The 16,252-nt window shown below is 59.5% G+C and carries 16 protein-coding genes, 1 tRNA gene and 1 pseudogene; 11 read left to right on the top strand and 7 right to left on the bottom strand.

Annotated elements, in window-relative coordinates; genetic code table 11:
* Window positions 1-2: 2 nt before the first annotated feature.
* From RLN94_RS14955 to RLN94_RS14930, 6 genes are all read right to left on the bottom strand, one after another.
* Window positions 3-1,301, bottom strand: coding sequence for a TRAP transporter large permease (locus tag RLN94_RS14955; protein ID WP_350124543.1), 1,299 nt, complete (start codon window positions 1,299-1,301; stop codon window positions 3-5).
* Between the two features lie 12 nt (window positions 1,302-1,313).
* A complete protein-coding gene (locus tag RLN94_RS14950; RefSeq protein WP_350124546.1) occupies window positions 1,314-1,835 on the bottom strand; it encodes a TRAP transporter small permease in 522 nt (173 codons plus the stop codon).
* A gap of 64 nt (window positions 1,836-1,899) precedes the next feature.
* Window positions 1,900-2,922, bottom strand: coding sequence for a DctP family TRAP transporter solute-binding subunit (locus RLN94_RS14945; protein WP_350124549.1), 1,023 nt, complete (start codon window positions 2,920-2,922; stop codon window positions 1,900-1,902).
* Between the two features lie 30 nt (window positions 2,923-2,952).
* Window positions 2,953-3,954, bottom strand: a complete 1,002-nt coding sequence (locus RLN94_RS14940) for an alpha-ketoacid dehydrogenase subunit beta (protein ID WP_350124552.1) — start codon at window positions 3,952-3,954, stop codon at window positions 2,953-2,955.
* Window positions 3,954-4,973 carry a thiamine pyrophosphate-dependent dehydrogenase E1 component subunit alpha gene (locus tag RLN94_RS14935; protein WP_350124555.1) on the bottom strand — a complete coding sequence of 340 codons (1,020 nt, stop codon included), beginning with the start codon at window positions 4,971-4,973 and terminating at the stop codon, window positions 3,954-3,956. Before RLN94_RS14935 ends, RLN94_RS14940 begins: the two co-directional genes overlap by 1 nt.
* Window positions 4,970-5,773, bottom strand: coding sequence for an IclR family transcriptional regulator (locus tag RLN94_RS14930; protein ID WP_350124558.1), 804 nt, complete (start codon window positions 5,771-5,773; stop codon window positions 4,970-4,972). Before RLN94_RS14930 ends, RLN94_RS14935 begins: the two co-directional genes overlap by 4 nt.
* Window positions 5,774-6,049: 276 nt before the next feature.
* Between RLN94_RS14930 and RLN94_RS14925 the strand changes: the two are divergent.
* Window positions 6,050-6,190 (top strand): annotated as a pseudogene (locus RLN94_RS14925) (IS256 family transposase); the annotation flags it as partial.
* 181 nt (window positions 6,191-6,371) lie between these two features.
* A tRNA-Ser gene (locus RLN94_RS14920) sits at window positions 6,372-6,461 on the top strand.
* Window positions 6,462-6,598: 137 nt separating this feature from the next.
* Here the strand turns inward: RLN94_RS14920 and RLN94_RS14915 are convergent.
* A complete protein-coding gene (locus RLN94_RS14915) occupies window positions 6,599-7,807 on the bottom strand; it encodes a Tm-1-like ATP-binding domain-containing protein (RefSeq protein ID WP_350124561.1) in 1,209 nt (402 codons plus the stop codon).
* A gap of 194 nt (window positions 7,808-8,001) precedes the next feature.
* Between RLN94_RS14915 and RLN94_RS14910 the strand changes: the two genes are divergently transcribed.
* From RLN94_RS14910 to RLN94_RS14870, 9 genes are all read left to right on the top strand, one after another.
* Window positions 8,002-9,033, top strand: coding sequence for a LacI family DNA-binding transcriptional regulator (locus RLN94_RS14910; protein WP_350124563.1), 1,032 nt, complete (start codon window positions 8,002-8,004; stop codon window positions 9,031-9,033).
* 36 nt (window positions 9,034-9,069) lie between these two features.
* The gene (locus tag RLN94_RS14905) at window positions 9,070-10,083 is read left to right on the top strand and encodes a TRAP transporter substrate-binding protein (protein WP_350124566.1); all 1,014 of its coding nucleotides are present in this window, start codon (window positions 9,070-9,072) and stop codon (window positions 10,081-10,083) included.
* A gap of 34 nt (window positions 10,084-10,117) precedes the next feature.
* Entirely contained in the window at window positions 10,118-11,392 is a 1,275-nt protein-coding gene (locus RLN94_RS14900) for a TRAP transporter large permease (protein WP_350124569.1), read from the top strand.
* Entirely contained in the window at window positions 11,389-11,961 is a 573-nt protein-coding gene (locus tag RLN94_RS14895; RefSeq protein ID WP_350124572.1) for a TRAP transporter small permease, read from the top strand. Before RLN94_RS14900 ends, RLN94_RS14895 begins: the two co-directional genes overlap by 4 nt.
* A 13-nt stretch (window positions 11,962-11,974) precedes the next feature.
* Window positions 11,975-12,802, top strand: a complete 828-nt coding sequence (locus RLN94_RS14890; RefSeq protein WP_350124575.1) for a phosphoenolpyruvate hydrolase family protein — start codon at window positions 11,975-11,977, stop codon at window positions 12,800-12,802.
* Window positions 12,803-12,814: 12 nt separating this feature from the next.
* On the top strand, window positions 12,815-13,573 hold the full coding sequence (locus RLN94_RS14885; protein ID WP_350124578.1) for an SDR family NAD(P)-dependent oxidoreductase: 759 nt from the start codon (window positions 12,815-12,817) through the stop codon (window positions 13,571-13,573).
* Window positions 13,574-13,584: 11 nt separating this feature from the next.
* Complete coding sequence (locus tag RLN94_RS14880; protein WP_350124581.1) at window positions 13,585-14,580, top strand: Gfo/Idh/MocA family protein; 996 nt, start codon at window positions 13,585-13,587, stop codon at window positions 14,578-14,580.
* A 43-nt stretch (window positions 14,581-14,623) separates the two neighbouring features.
* Window positions 14,624-15,364: an SDR family NAD(P)-dependent oxidoreductase gene (locus tag RLN94_RS14875; protein WP_350124587.1), complete on the top strand. Its 741-nt coding sequence runs from the start codon at window positions 14,624-14,626 to the stop codon at window positions 15,362-15,364.
* A 387-nt stretch (window positions 15,365-15,751) separates the two neighbouring features.
* Window positions 15,752-15,991 carry a helix-turn-helix transcriptional regulator gene (locus RLN94_RS14870; RefSeq protein WP_350124584.1) on the top strand — a complete coding sequence of 80 codons (240 nt, stop codon included), beginning with the start codon at window positions 15,752-15,754 and terminating at the stop codon, window positions 15,989-15,991.
* The last annotated feature ends 261 nt before the right edge of the window (window positions 15,992-16,252 follow it).

Raw genomic sequence — 16,252 nt, 5'->3', positions numbered from 1 at the left:
AGTCAGTTGATGCGATAGCCCAGAACCCGCGGCAGCCAGAGCGAGAGTTCGGGGAAGATGACGACCAGTCCGAGCGCCACCAGCGTGCCGAGCAGCAGCCAGCCGATCCAGCGGAAGGTGCTTTCGAGCGGCGTGTCGGCGATCTTGGAGGCGACCATCAGATTGACCGCCACCGGGGGCGTGAACTGGCCCATGGCCACGAGCATGGCCATGACCACCCCGAACCAGACGAAGGACCATTCGAAGGCCTGAACGATAGGGACCAGAAGCGGCACCGCGATCAGGTAGATGGACACCCCGTCCAGCACCATGCCCGCCAGGATCAGGACGATCATCAGGAAAACCAGGATCACCCATTCGTTGTCCGACACAGACAGGAGCGCGGCGGTGGTCGCATCGAATGCGCCCATGGTGGACCCCGCCCATGCGAAGAGACCGGCAAGCGAGATGATGACCATCACCACGCCGGAGATCTTGGCGCTGGCGGCCAGCACGTCGTAGATTTCGCGCAGGCCCATTGTCCGGTAGAGAAACACGCCCACGATCAACCCGTAGGTGACGGCGACCACGGCCGTTTCGGTCGGGGTGAAGAGGCCCGACCGAAGACCGCCGAGAATGATGACCGGGGCCATCAGGCCGGGGATCGCGCGGCGGAAGCTGGGCCAGAAGGGCGGGCGGTTCGGGTCTTCGTTGATACCGAAGTTGTACTTGCGGCTGAGAAGGAGCGCCGGCACGGCGACGGCCAGCCCCACCAACAGGCCCGGCACCATCCCGGCGGCAAAGAGCGCGCGCAGGTCCATGCCCGGTACGATCACCGAATAGACGATCATCGCCACCGAGGGCGGGATCAGGATCGCGGTGGAGGAGGAGGCGGCCACGACGCTCGCGGTGAAGCCGCGGGGATAGCCCGCCTTCAGCATCGAGGGCAGCATCACCGTGACCACCGCGGCGGCGTCTGCCGGGCCGGACCCGGACATGCCCCCCATGATCAGGCAGACGAGCACCGCCACCAGCGCCAGCCCGCCGCGACGCGGGCCGATGATCGCCTGGGCGAATTCCACCAGCCGGGCGGCGACGCCGGAGCGTTCGAAGACCATGCCGGTCAGGATGAAAAGCGGGATCGCGATCAGCGGATACTTCGCGATGGCCGCGTAGGTGTTGGGACCAATCATGCCCAGGGCGGTCAGGTCGAGCCCTGCCAGGATGCCGACCGCGCCGGCAAAGCCCAGTGCGACGGCAATCGGCGTGCCGAGGAACATGAGGACCACGAAGGTCAGCAGGAGAAGTAGGTTCGGGTCCATTTGCCTGGGTCCTCAGCCGGGGCGGAACAATTTGGCCCAGCCGCGACCCAGCACACGCAGGATGATCGCGATGGACAGCAGCGGAAGCCAGATGGTGTAGAGCCATACCGGGTTTCCGAGCCCGGGCGAGGTTTCGCCCCAGTACCACTCGTCGTAGGTCACGCGACCCCCGTACCAGATGATCATCGAGAACATCGTGACGGTTACGACCAGCGTCACGACCTCGGCCAGCCAGCGCAGACGCTCCGGCAGGCGGTCGAGGAAGAAGGTGATCCGGATGTGCTCGTTCGTGGCGAAGGCGAGGGAGGCGCCGGTGAAGGTCATGAAGACCAGCAGGAAGACCGAGAATTCCTCGGTGAAGGCGAAGGACACGTTGGTGGCATAGCGGACCACGACATTTCCGAGCGAGATCAGGCAGATCACGGCCAGGGCGGCGGCGCCCATCGCCTCTTCGATCCGCACGGGGACGCGGACGTGGTCGGCGCCGGTGTCCGTGCCGGTGACACCGATCTCGCTGGTTTCATGATCGGACATGGGAATCTCCTGCATCGTGCGGGGGCGGATGCAACCTGCGCGCCCGCCCCCGGCCGTCTCGTCGTCAGCGGTTCGCGATGGACTCCTCTGCCATCTTCACGAGGTCCGCGCCGATCATGTCGGTCCATTTCTCGTAGACGGGGCGGGTGATGTCCACGAAGGCCTGGCGCTCCTCCTCGGTGAGGGTGACAACGGTCACGCCCTTGTCGCGAATGTCGTCGAGCAGCGTCTGGTCGTCATCGGTCAGACCCTTGCGGGCCACTTCGATCCCATGGGCCCCGGCCTCGATGGCCGCCTGGCGCACGATCTCCTGGTCCTCGGGGGTGAAGCTGTCCCAGACCTCCTGGTTCAGCGCGAAGATCAGCGGGTCGGCCACGTAGTGCCACAGCGTCACCTTGTCCTGCCCCAGTTCGTGCATGTTGAGCACCGAGTAGATGGTCAGCGGGTTTTCCTGCCCGTCCACCGCACCGGTGGTCAGCGCGGGCTGTGCGTCGGCCCAGCTCATCTGCGTGGGGTTGGCGCCCATTGCCGTGAACATGTCATTGAAGATCGGCGACCCGACCACGCGCATCTTGAGGCCTTCCATATCCGCGGGCTTGCGGATCTCGCGCTGCGAATTGGTCACCTCGCGGAAGCCGTTTTCGGCCCATGCCAGCGGCACCACGCCGTTCTCGCGCAGGACCTCGAAGATCTGCTCTCCGACCGGGCCCTGCGTCAGCGCATCGAGCGCCGCGTAATCGGGCATCAGGAACGGCAGCGAGAAGAGGTTGAGCTCGGTCACCTGCGGCGACCAGTTGATGGTCGATCCCACGGCCATGTCGATGATCCCACGGCGCATGGCGGTGAATTCCCGCGTCTGGTCGCCCTGAACCAGCTGCACGCCCGGATAGACCTTCATGTTGATCCGGCCCTCGGTGCGCTCGCCCACCAGTTCCGTCCAGCGTTCGGCGGCGATCCCCCACGGGAAAGGCGCGGGGACCACGGTCGAAACGCGGTACTCTTCCTTGTAGTCCTGGGCGTGCAGCGGCGCGAGCCCCATCACGGCCACGGCGACCCCTGCCGCCAACATTGTCTTCATCAGTTTCATTCGATTCTCCTCCCTGAGAAAATGACAGGTCTAATGCCCCGCCGGTTCACGAGGCGCAGTCGCGCGGGTCATGTCCCGCACGGCCTCGACGATTCGTTCCTTGCGCACGTGCACCCGCTCTTCCAGCGGGGGCGCGTAAGAGACCGGGATGCGCGGAGCGCCAAGGCGGCGCACCGGTGCTTTCAGGCGGTCGTGCATCTCCTCGGCCACGCTGGCCGCGATCTCGGCGCCGAACCCGGCAACCGACACCGCCTCCTGAACGACCAGAACTCTCCCGGTCCGCTCGACGGAACCCAGCACCGTCTCACGATCCCATGGCCAGAGGGTGCGGAGGTCGATGACCTCGACCTGGATGCCTTCGGCGGCCAGCAGTTCTGCGGCCTCGAGGCTCACGTGGCGCATGGCCGACCATGTCACCAGCGTCACGTCGCCGCCGGCCCGCGCCACCTCGGCCTTGCCGAGCGGCACCAGGTGCTCGCCCTCGGGCACGTCACCTTCCAGTGCCCAGAGGTTCTTGTGTTCCATGTAGACGACGGGATCGTCGCAGCGGATTGCGGATTTCAAAAGGCCGAGGTTGTCCGTCGGGGTCGAGGGCGCGACAACCACGAGGCCCGGGATATGTGCGTACCAGGCTTCGAGCGATTGCGAATGCTGCGCCGCCGAGGACCGCCATATGCCGACCGGCTGGCGGACGACCAGGGGCACGCGCATCTGGCCGCCGAACATGAAGCGCGCCTTGGCCGCCTGGTTCACCAGTTCATCTACCGCGCAAAGCGCAAAATCGGAAAAGCGCATCTCGACCACGGGGCGTGTCTCGGTCATGGCCGCGCCCACGGCGGCGCCCATGATGCAGGCCTCGGAAATCGGCGTGTCGACGATCCGTTCTTCGCCGAACATCTCTTGCAGGTGGTGATACTGGCCGAAGACGCCGCCCCGGCCCAGGTCCTCGCCAAGCGCCCAGACACGCTCGTCCCGCTGCATTTCTTCCAGAAGCGCGCGATGGCCGGCGTTGAGATAGGTCAGCGTCTGCATCAATAGGCCCTCTCTGCCGGATTGCCGATATCCTGCACGTCGTCGAAAGCCTGTGCCGGATCGGGCCAGGGGGCGTCCTTCGCCTCGTCACGGACGGCCTTGAGGTCGGCCCGGGCCCCGTCACGCAGGCGTTCGAGTTCCACCGCCTCGACACCGGCCAGGCCAAGCGCCCTTTCAAGTCGCGCGATCGGGCAGTTACCGCGCCATGTCTCGACCTCTGCCGGGTCGCGATAGGTCGCCGGGTCGACGGCGGTGTGGCCGGTCATCCGGTACGTATTGCAATGCAGAAAGCGCGGACCGTCGCCAGCCCGGATCGCCCCGATCTGCTCGCGGGCCACGGCATCGACCGCCAGCACGTCGTTGCCGTCGACCGACCGGGACGGCAGGCCAAGGCTTTCGGCCCGCGCCACGGCCCCCGGCCCGCCGGTCATCGAGCGGGTATGGGTCGTGGCCGAGAAGTTGTTGTCTTCGCAAACGAAAAGAATCGGCAGGTCATAGATACGCGCCCAGTTCAGGCCCTCAAGGAAGGGGCCCCGGTTGATCGCGCCGTCACCGAAAATGCAGACGGTGATGTCGCCCGATCGGCGCAGTTTCAGGGCATGGGCCGAGCCGACGCCGATCGAGATATTCGCGCCGACCACGCCATTCGCGCCCAGCATCCCCACGCCGAAATCGGCGATATGCATGGATCCGCCCTTGCCGCCGCAGGTGCCGCCTTCGCGGCCAAAAAGCTCTTTCATCATGGCCAGCGGGTCGGCCCCCTTGGCCAGCGTGTGCCCGTGGCCGCGATGCGTCGACAGCAGCAGATCGGTCGGTCGGAGGTTCGGGCAGATCCCTGCCGCGACCGCTTCCTGCCCGATCGAAGGGTGAATGGCGCCCAGCACCAGCCCCTCCTTCTGCGCATCGATCGCTTCCTCTTCGAAAAAGCGGATCTTCCACATCAGCGACAGGATCGGCAGGAACCGGTCCTTGTCCAGATTGGTCATGTCCCGGTTGTCGCCCGCTGCGCCTTCGATCACGAAAATTCCTCCGTTTTCAGCGTCTTGCCTCCGCCAGCGGTCAGCAGCTGGCTCAGCTCCTCGGCCTCGGCGCTCAGCAGCGCGACCAGTTCGTCCGAACGCGGCGCCTGCATCCGCTCGCGGATCGCGGCGATGGACAGCGCCGCAACCGCACGCCCGTCCGGATCGAGCACCGGCACGCCGATGGCTGCCATCGCACTGACGATGTAGCCGTCGTTGAAGGCGTGCCCCGTCGCGCGGGACCGGCGGACCATGTCTCCGAGAGCGTCGGAGGAGAAGCCGTCGAACTGCGCCCGCATGGCGTGGTCGTCCCGCAGGATCCGGGCGATGTCCGCCTCGGTCTGAAAGGCGAGAAGCGCAAGCGACCCCGCCCCGACTCCCAGGGGACGGCGGTCGCCCACGTCCAGGGTCAGGGTCCGGATCGGATACTCGCCGGTGCAGCGGTCGACGCAAAGGGCGTGGTCACCGTCCCGGACGGAGAGATAGACGGTATCCCGCGTCTTCGCCGCGAGCCGCGCGAGGGCCGGACGCGCCAGGTCCACGATCCGGAACCGTTGCGCCGCCGCACCCAGGGCGTAGATTTCGAAGCCCAGGGCATAACGCTTGGTGGTTTCGCTGAACGCGACGAACCCCACATCCGCCAGACCGCGCAGAAGCCGGTGCGCCGTTGCCTTGCCCAGCCCGAGCCCGTCGGTCACGTCCACCAACCGCAGGCCTTCGGACGGTCCGCTTGCGATCGCGCGCAGCACACGCGCCGCGCGATCGATCGTCTGAACCTGTGCGTTCCGACCGTCAGGCATTGTGCTACCGAAACTCCCCCCGCTTCGATCAACTCCGGAAATTCCGTTTACCGGAACATTTTTTACGCTATTTTGGAACAAATGCCGATGTCAACGATAGACCTGCGAACGGGCGAAATTGAGTATAGGTCACGGGTTGGCGGGGGCCGACCGCGTTCCAGGCAGCCGCATTGCACATTGCCACGGGCCGGTATGATCCTGAACTGCATGGTTTTTCCCCAAGTTGCGAAAGCTTTGCAGCCGTAGCAGGCCGCTCCGTCACATCGGCCGAAGTCCGGGATCTTCCCCAACCGCGCGGCCGAAATCCGGCTCGTCGGCGCGTTCATGCTGGAACAGAATGACGAATGGGCCGTCTCGCGCCGCTACATGCCGGTGGAAAAGCTGTTAGCCATGTGCGACGATACTGACGCGGAATGAACGAGCAACACCAGCTATGAAGAAGCAGGTGGGCGCCAGTTCCTGCACCACTTCCCGTGGCACTCCCCCGCGCCCTTCCTTTCCATGCCATTTCAAAGGCTTGGAGGCGTTCGCGCCATGTCGCCAAGTATTTGAAGTTTTGCCTTGTAAATCCATCGCTTGGGCGGCTATACGCGTCGGCGGAGACGTGGCCGAGTGGTCGAAGGCGCTCCCCTGCTAAGGGAGTAGACGGGAAACCGTCTCGAGGGTTCGAATCCCTTCGTCTCCGCCATTTATAGTGACAAACCATTGAAATTAAAGGAATAATTTCCAAGCACGCTTGTGTCCCACCCTCTATACCACCAAAAAACCTTCAGTTGCTTGCCCGTTCCTGCAGTTCGCTGCTGCTCTGGCGCCAAAGGTCGCAACTCATTGAATTCTCGACTGAAAAACCATTTCTCTCATGAGATTCGCTGCTCGAAGCGCAAACTCCTTATCGTTAATGTGCAGGTTGAACTTAATCAATTCCACGTTGGAAGTTTTCGCAATTTCGCTTGCTAGAGCTTCGACAAGGGTTTGATCTGCAGCGGGATCCCAAAAAGGGCCACCATCAATGTCGAGGGCAGAAAAGCCGTTCATTGGGGCCAAGACTTTCACGTGGCCACGACAGCTGTTGAGCTTTCCTCCTATCCATCTGCCGATCTTTTCGCATTCTTCATCCGAAGTTCGCATGAGTGTCACTTCGGGGTTGTGCTTGTGAAACGTTCTCTCTGCGAACTGGGGGGGAACAGACTCCCGGGACCAAAAGTTCACAACGTCCAATGCGCCGAGAGACAAGACGCATGGCACCCCTGTGTCTCGGACGGCGTTCAGCCTCTCTTCCCCGGCTGACAACACGCCCCCGACAATGTGATCCGCTATTTCTGTAGTGGTGAGATCCAAAACTCCTTCTATCAGCCCAGATGCCACAAGTTGCTCCATGGCTCTTCCGCCAGTGCCCGTCGCATGAAAGCTGATGCAGTCAAATTCCCTGCTCAAATGCGCTCGGACGCCGTCTATGCATGGCGTCGTGACGCCGAACTGAGTGAGGCCAATCTCAGGTCTTTCCGATGGCGTCTGGCATACCGGGTTAGCCGCCATGGCAGCTATCGCTGTCGCTGCGTTGCCCAGAATGAGCCTGTTTATCCTGTTGAGGCCGGCAATATCGGTGATTGAGGAAATCATGTTGATATCGCTCGAGCCGACGTAGGTGGATACATCTCCAGAGGCTATGGTGGAGACCATTACCTTAGGAAGACCGACAGGCAGCGAGCGCATCGCTCGGGTCACCATGCCTGTATTCCCGGACCCACCAATGCCGATAACGCCGTCTATGTCGTTCTGCTGGCTCAGGTATCTGGTTAGGGCGAGGCCCATGGCGTCAAGCGCCTCCCCGCGTGTTTGGCGGGAAAAGACGAACTCTTCGCCTTCCGGATGAGACTTGGCTATCACATGGTTGGGGATGTCGACGCCGGTCGTCGGGCCGATGCCAACGTCTACAAGCGCTGCGGCATGGCCTGCCCGGGCGATTTTTTCACGGACGTAATCCAGTTCCTCTCGCTTCGTGTCAGCCGTGCCGACTACGTATACGCGGCCCATAGTGTTTCTCCTCCATGTGATTCGTGAACGTTCACGTGAATATATCATCCTACTGTTGCGGAAACATGTAAAGGTTACCACAGGGCAAGCCGTAATGGACCGAAAAATAAGGAGTTTATCGGAATCTCTGTCGCCTACTTGACCTTTCTGTCGAACTTGCGCTATCAATTGTGAACGTTCACGGGAGGTTATTGATGGCAATCGGGAAAGAAAAGAATGTCACGATCAAGGATGTCGCCGAAAAAGCGGGCGTATCCTATCAGACAGTCTCGCGCGCCATCAACGGTCAGGGCGAAATCAGCGTTGAGACCCGGAAACGTGTCATGGCAGCCGCAAAGGAGCTCGGCTACAGGCAGAACCGCCTCGCAGGCGCGCTGCGCGGACAAAATTCGAAAGTCATCGGATTGGTCGTCTCGGACCTTGCGAACAGTTTCCACTCGGAGGTTGCGGCTGGGGTCGAGGCAGAAGCCGACAGCAAAGGTTATTCGGTCATTCTTGCGAACAGCAATGAAGATCCGCTTCGCGAGCGTCAGGCCGTCGCAAACTTGTATGAACGCCGCGTCGAAGGGTTGATCATCGCTCCGGCGCAGGGCGATCATGAATACATCAATTCGGATCTTCCGTCGGATTTCCCGATTGTGGCGGTGAACCGCCGGCTCGAAGCGGGGCGCAGCGGTGCGGTGCTTCTTCGAAACGTTGAGGCGGCAAAGGTCGCGGCGAACCATTTGATCGCTCTCGGGCATACGAAGATTGGCGCGATCATCGCAAGCCAGGAGCTGATGACGTCGAGCGAGCGATTGATTGGTTTCCGGGAGGCCATGGAAGAGGCTGGTCTAAGGGTGAACTCAGACTGGCTTGGAACTGGTAGTGGGACGATCCATCCGGACGGCGCTCGGGCGTCGGCAATGCGCATCTTCTCCGGAACCGATCGGCCTACCGCCGTGATGACTTCAAGCAGCAGGATTGCAGAGGGTGTTCTGATCGCCCTGCGAGAACTGGGGCTTAAGCGAGGTCGCGACGCCGACGTGATCAGTTTCGACAACGCTCCCTGGTCAGCTCTCTTGGACCCCCCGCTCCCAGTCATCGAACAACCAACAAGACATATCGGTCAGGCCGCCACCAGAATGCTGGTTGGAATGATCGAAGGAACCGGCATCGCAGAGGAGTTGCGGTTGCCAGGCAAGCTGCTCACGCACGGTGAGCAGAAAATCAGCATATCGGTCTGAAAGGACATCAGGCCGACGCATTCCAGGGAGGATCACATGATTAACAGACGGACTTTCACCCGCAGCATAGCAGCTGCGGGAATGGCGGTGGCTTGCGCGTTTTCAGCGACCGCTCAGGAGAATCTGACAATACGCGTCGAACATGATGCGCCAGCGACATCACTGACACATCGCCTGCTCGCGGAGCTTGCCTCATCTCTCGCATCCGAGACCGAGGGCCGTATCAATCTCGAGCTTCACGCCGGGGCCAGCCTGTCCGGCGGAAAGATCGGAACGATGGTTCAGAATGCTCAAGCAGGCAATGTCGACCTCGCGTTCATTTCGAGCGCGTTCTACACGAACATCGATCCGCGGCTCAATCTGCTTAGCCTGCCGTTTATGAATGGGTCGATTGACGATCTGGACTATCTCGCCGGCGAAAGCGGTGTGCTGGATCATGTCTATTCGGATCAGGAAAAGCGCAACCTGGTCGTCGTCGATACCTGGAGTCGTGCGCTTAGGCAAATCGTGAACAACGAGCGTGTCGTCGAAACGCCCGACGACATGCAAGGCTTGCGCTTCCGCGTGCCCGAGATCAAGCTCTGGGCGGATACATTCAAGGCGCTCGGCGCGGTGCCGGTGCCGATGCCGTTTTCCGAAGTGGTCACGGCGCTCGAGCTTGGCGCAATTGAGGGCGCGGAGCGGCCAACGGAGTTTCTGAAGACAGAAGCTTGGTGGGACATGGCGCAATACGTGAGCATGGTGAATTACACAGGTGACGTGCTCATGGTGTCCTTCAACAGGCAGTTTTGGGAACGGCTGGAGCAATCTGATCAGGAACTGCTGACGGAGAAGCTGAAAAAACTGGGCGACGAGACATTTGAGGCCGAAAAGTCCATGGAGGATAGCGTCATCGCGACGCTCAGAGAAAATGGAATGGTCGTCACCCAGCTGACTTCGGATCAGGTCGATGCCTTCCGAGAGCACATGCGCCCGGTCTGGGCAGATTACGAGAGCCAGATCGGCGCCGATCTCATCGCGGCGGCGCAGTCCGCGCTGACCGACCGCTGATCACCCCGGCACGCACATCCAGGAGCTGAATGCAATGATCTCGCTTATCTGGCTGATACTATTTCTGCTGTTCCTCGCGGTGGGCGTGCCAGTTTCAATTTCCATCGGACTAGGTGCGATGCTTGCATTGCTTGCGAGCGAAGGCACCAACGCACTGATGGTGCCGACGATGCTCATCTCCTCGATGGATTCCTTCATTTTGACAGCAGTGCCGCTGTTCATGTTGACCGGGGCTATCATGCAGCGCTCGACGCTTGCTTCCCGGCTGTTCGGCTTCGCTGACAGCTTGGTCGGTTGGTCACGCGGTGGCATGGGGCATGCGAGCATCGTGGCGAGTATGATCTTTGGAGGCATCTCCGGCTCTGCCGTCTCCGATGCAGCTGCATTGGGCCCAATGTCGGTCCAGATGATGAAACGCACAGGATACAGTAAGGGCGCTGCAGGAGCGATTGCGGCCTCGTCTTCCACCCTTGCCGCCATCATCCCGCCGAGCATCATTATGGTGGTTTATTCGGTCGCGGCGGGCGTATCGGCGAGCAAGATGCTTGTCGCAGGCATTGTTCCCGGACTGATGTGCGGTTTCGGGATGATGATCGTGAACGTCTTCGTTGCGCGTGCATCAGGCCTACAACCCGGCGCGTCCTTTTCGCTTCGCCGCATCGGGCGCGAGACCCGGAGTGCCGGCTGGGCAATCTTCGCGCCTGCGATCATCGTTGGTGGCCTATTCAGCGGGCTGTTCACACCGACGGAGGCGGGTCTTGTTGCGGCGGTGTATTCCTTCCTGGTAGCTTGGCTCGTCTACCGGTCGATCTCAATCGGAGACCTCGGAGACATTCTTGTCGATACCGGTCGGGCAACTGGCGTCGCAGTGCTGATCCTGGCCACGGCGTCGCTTGCCGCACACATACTTGCCTCGGAACAGATACCCCAATACGCGGCGGATCTGGCGACACGAGCCTCTGGAAGCAGGTTCCTGGTCTGGGTGGTGCTGGTCCTCTTCTTTCTGATCGTGGGAATGTTCCTGGAAGGGCTCGCCGCAATCATCATTCTGATGCCTGTTTTCCTGCCGTTCATCGAAGCTCTGAACATTGACCCAATACACTTCGGGGTCGTGTTCGTTGTCGCAATGTGTATTGGGTTGATGACCCCGCCCGTCGGCGTCTGCTTGTTCGTTATTTCCAAGATCGGGAAGATCGGGATCGAACGCCTCAGCCTCTACGTCCTTCCGTATGTGCTGGCCATGTTGGCGATCCTGATCTGCCTGATCTGTTTCCCCGGCCTTTCCCTCTTTCTAACGAGGTTCGTATGACCGCGCGTGATCTGCATCCTTTTACAAAGCGTTTGCAACGCATCGATGCTGCAGTCGTCAACATCGAAAAGGGGATGATCATCTTGCTCTTCCTTGGCATCGCCATTCTCGTCGGTGCGGGTATCTTTGCCCGGCTAACCTGGCTTGTGTTGCCGTGGACGAACGAGGCGGCCCAGATACTTCTGGTCTGGATGATCTTCATCGGCGCCAATTTGGGCACGCATTTCCGCGAGCATGTCGGAGTGACCATATTGCCGGACATCCTTGATGGTCGACTACAAGTCATGGTGTTCGTCCTCATCCGCATATGCATTTTCGGGTTTTCGGCATACGTGGTCTGGGCCGGTTGGAACTTTGTATCCTTCCAGAAAATGGTCGGAGGCACGACATTTTCCCTGCCTTGGGATATCCCGAAATATCTCATCGCACTTGTGCTGCCGATGTCTTTCTTTGCCGGTTGTCTCCACGTGCTGACCGATCTTCTGTCCGCATACTCGGATGCCCCCTACGCCAAAATCCTGCCCGAGGCCGATCTCGTTGAGTCAACCTCGAGTTCACCGCAATCATAGAAGGAGTCGGACCATGAAACGAACTGAGGCGCTGGAGCGTCTGCGAAATACGGCCGCGGCCGGTAACGCAATTGTCGGGGCGGGAGCCGGGACAGGTCTGTCCGCAAAATGCGAGGAAGCAGGCGGCGTCGATCTTATCATCGTTTATAATTCCGGCCGCTACCGAATGGCCGGGAGAGGGTCGATGGCAGGCCTGATGCCATACGGAGATGCCAACGCCATCGTCATGGAAATGGCGGGAGAGGTGCTTCCGGTTGTGAAAAATACACCTGTGCTCGCAGGCGTCTGCGGAACTGATCCGTTTCGGCTTATGCCACAGTTCTTGCGGGAAGTCGTAAGCGCCGGTTTCACTGGCGTGCAAAACTTCCCCACGGTCGGCCTATTTGACGGAACCATTCGGGCAAACTTCGAAGAGACCGGTATGGGTTATGGGCTCGAAGTGGACATGATCCGTGCTGCTCACGAGCTCGACCTTCTTACTTGTCCCTACGTTTTCAACGAGGATGAAGCTGTTGCAATGGCCGAAGCCGGGGCAGACGTCTTGGTTCCTCACATGGGGCTTACAACGAAGGGTGTAATCGGTGCGCACACGGCGATGAGTTTGGACGACGCCGTCGCCCGGATCCAATCCATGCACGACGCCGCCAAGCGGGTCCGCAACGATATTATCGTTCTGTGCCACGGTGGTCCTATCGCGGATCCTGCCGACGCAGAATACGTCCTTCGTCGCACCGACGGTATACAGGGCTTTTTTGGTGCCTCGAGTGTCGAGCGGTTGCCAACAGAAATCGCCATCACTGAACAGACCCGAAGCTTCAAGCGTCTCAATCTGAGCACATAATAGGAGATAATAATGCGTTTCGAAGACAAAACGATCATCGTCACGGGCGCTGCACGGGGCTTGGGGCGCAGCGCCGCTCACCTCCTCGCCAATGAGGGTGCCCAGCTTGTGCTGGCCGATATCGACGGTGACCGCGTGTCCCAGGTGGCGGAGCAAATCAACGGTGATGTATCGTCTGGCTCAGCGGTTGCCTTAAATGTGGATGTCACTTCCAAAAGAATGATCGATGACATGGTGGCCCTTGCCGTCAAGACAGGCGGCAAGATCGATGGCATCATAAACTGCGCCGGCGGCTACCACCCTTACAACGGCTTGATCGATACGACAGAACAGGAATGGCAAAGTATCATTGATACAAACCTGAAGAGTATTTTCCTCTGCTGTCAGGGAGTGCTGCCGACTATGGTCAACCAAGGTCACGGCCGAATTGTGAATGTGTCCTCATTGGCTGCTAGGACCTACAGCTATTTCCTGGGTTCACATTACTCGGCGGCCAAGGCGGGAACTTGCGGATTGACGCGCCACATAGCCCACGAATATGGCCCAAGTGGAATTCTCGCCAATGCAGTAGCTCCCACTGCATTTCGGGGCGAGCGCTTGACGGAAATCATGTCTCCTGAGCAGGAGGCAGATCTGATCAGCAAGACACCATTGCGGAAAATACCTGAAGCCGACGATATCGCCTGCGCAATGGTCTTTCTGGCGTCTGACGAAGCACGCTTTATCACAGGCGTGACTCTCGATGTTAACGGCGGTCTCGTCACCCACTAAGGAACTCCGAAATGGAAAAACTCAGGACGGCGGTCGTAGGACCGGGCCGCATTGCAGTCGCTCATCTTGCCGCCATCAAGAACAATTCTGATATAGCCGAACTGGCCGCTGTTGTCGGGCTGCCTTCGGATCGGCAAAGGACCCGCGCGCTCGCCGAACAATTCAATGCGCACCAGGCATCTGATGAATACGAGGCGGTGCTTCGGGATCCGGAGATTGACGCGGTGGTTCTTACGCTACCGAACCATCTACATAAATCTTCTGCGATCGCCGCACTTGAAGCGGGCAAACATGTCTTGGTCGAAAAACCTCTCTGCAACACGCCCGAAGAAGCAGACGCAATGATTGCCGCGGCGGAGAAAGCAGGACGAGTTCTGATGGTCGCCCAATGTCGCCGGTTCTTTCCTGCGGCCCAGGAAGCGGCGCGACGGGTCGCGGAGCTGGGTCGCCCGCTGGATATCGTGCATGTGCTCGGGGTCTATGTAGACGAAGCCCAGGCGGCGTGGTGGAAATCCGCGGATGCAACTGGTGGTTTGGCGATCGGCCTCAATGGTCCGCACGTTGTCGATACAGTGCTTATGCTGATGGGGGAAACGCCGGTTTCAGTTTATGCTCAGTCTTCTCGGTTGAAAGGCGACAAATGGGAAGGGGAAGATCAGGCCACGATAGTGATGCGTTTTTCCGACGGCAGCACCGCAACCGGACACCTATCCTTTAACATGCGCCCCGGCGTGAACGAACGATGGATCGTCGGCCCGTCAGGCATGATGCATTTGAGGGATGATCGCGTGCTGACATACGACGGGGATGTGATTTCCGAGACGCCTTTGACGCCCTACATCGATGGCGATCCGTCGTTCGACGAACAATTCCGTAGATTTGCCGAGTGCATTCGAAAAAAGCTGCCGCCTCAACCATCGGGAAGCGACGGAAGGAACGTTGTCAAAATTCTTAGTGCAGCGTTGCGATCAGCCTCGACCGGGGAACCTGTTTGTTTGTCTGAATGAAAGGACAACCTTTTGTCATCGCTGCAGAAAAGTGAACCGTCTCATGTCGCGATTTCTGGGAAAACGGATACTCGTTACCGGTGCAACCAGCGGCATTGGCCGAGCTGGCGCTCTTCGCCTTTCGGCGGAGGGTGCAACCGTGATCGCTGTCGGGCGAAATTCCGAACGTCTCCGAACACTTGGAGATCAAATGGCAAATGACGGCATGGTCATTGAAAATGATGCATCTTCGTTAAATTCAGGAGTGGCGCTCAATGAGGTTTTGACTGACGCGGAGCAATTGGACGGCCTGTGGCTGAATGCAGGCTTTGCGCGGACGGGTCCAATCGAAGATGTGTCGCCAAGTGAATTTGAAAAGGTCATTTCAACAAACCTTCGCGGGCCGGTTCTTCAGTTGGCAGCATTGGCTCAACGTCTCAGACCTGGCGCATCCGTCGTTGTTACAAGTTCCAGTTCCTCTTTTGAGGGCGCTGCAATGACCAGTCTTTACTCGGCAGCAAAAGGTGCGCTGCTTTCGATTGTGCGCACATGGGCAAGTGAACTGGGCCCAAAGGGAATTCGTGTCAACAGCCTTGTGCCAGGTCCGATCGCGACGGAGTTCAGAGATTTCATGCAAGCGGATGAGCGAACAGAATTCGAGGCCGGCCTGGTCAACAGTCTTGCGCTCAGACGTATAGGCACTGCTGAGGAAGCGGCAGCCGTCGCAATCTTTCTGCTTTCCAAAGACGCTTCATACATCACTGGCTCCCAGATCGCGGTCGATGGCGGACTTGTGATGCGGTGAGTTGTATTTGCGATTGTAACCCATACTTGGAATCGTTGTCGAAGAATACAAGAAATGGTCACTGCCAGCCCGTTACGTCGACTGCGGCTCGTGCGGGGGAACGCTGCTGAAACAGCGAAAACTATTGGCAGGCGTTTTAGTGGCGTGCTTGCCTACGGTTGCTCCATCGTCGCGGATTGGGCGGGTTGGTCAATTACGTAACCAGTATGTGGAATTTAAAAACATTAAGAAATCAATGGCTTATAAGAATCCTATAGAAACCTAAAATAAATCGCCGTCATTCTTGCTATAATCCGCGTAGTCGAAACCAGCACAAATTATCCATCCCGCTCCGGGGAATCTGCGTTTTCCGGTGTGTGGTCGTGTGCGCGAAAAAAGGAGAAGGGCATGACCAACACGTCACCCGAGAATCTTTACCTTTCCGTCGATCAGGTCGCTCAACGCTTTAACGTATCCAAAGATACGATCTGGCGCTGGAAGCGCCATGGTGAATTCCCGAAGCCTGTCAAGCTTGGCGGAACCACCACCCGGTGGCGCCTAGCGGAGATCGAGGCATGGGAAGGTCAACTTGCCTGCGGTTTGGTCACCTGTCTGGATGTCGGTGCCTATGCCTTGAGGGGTTCATAACAACTCCCACTCTCTAGCCAGATACTGACTGCTCCTTTGCACCGGGCGTCAACGATTTCCATGGCGCGACACTGGTCCAGCCAAACGCTCCGTTTGTGCCAATTCGAGGTGACTCTATGACTAGAGCGTTTCTATGAAAACCTGAATCGCCGGGGATTCCCAGAAGACGCTGATTGTGCTTCCCTCTCCCTGGGAGGATCGGATCATGTCAGCACCTTTGCCGAAGGCGCTTCGTGCGCGGTTTCAGCAGTATATCGAGGA

Origin of the sequence: Roseovarius sp. (assembly GCF_040223625.1) — a bacterium.
Lineage (GTDB): Bacteria > Pseudomonadota > Alphaproteobacteria > Rhodobacterales > Rhodobacteraceae > Roseovarius.
The sequence above is the reverse complement of the archived record's forward strand: the minus strand, read 5'-3'. Positions and strand labels throughout refer to the sequence as shown.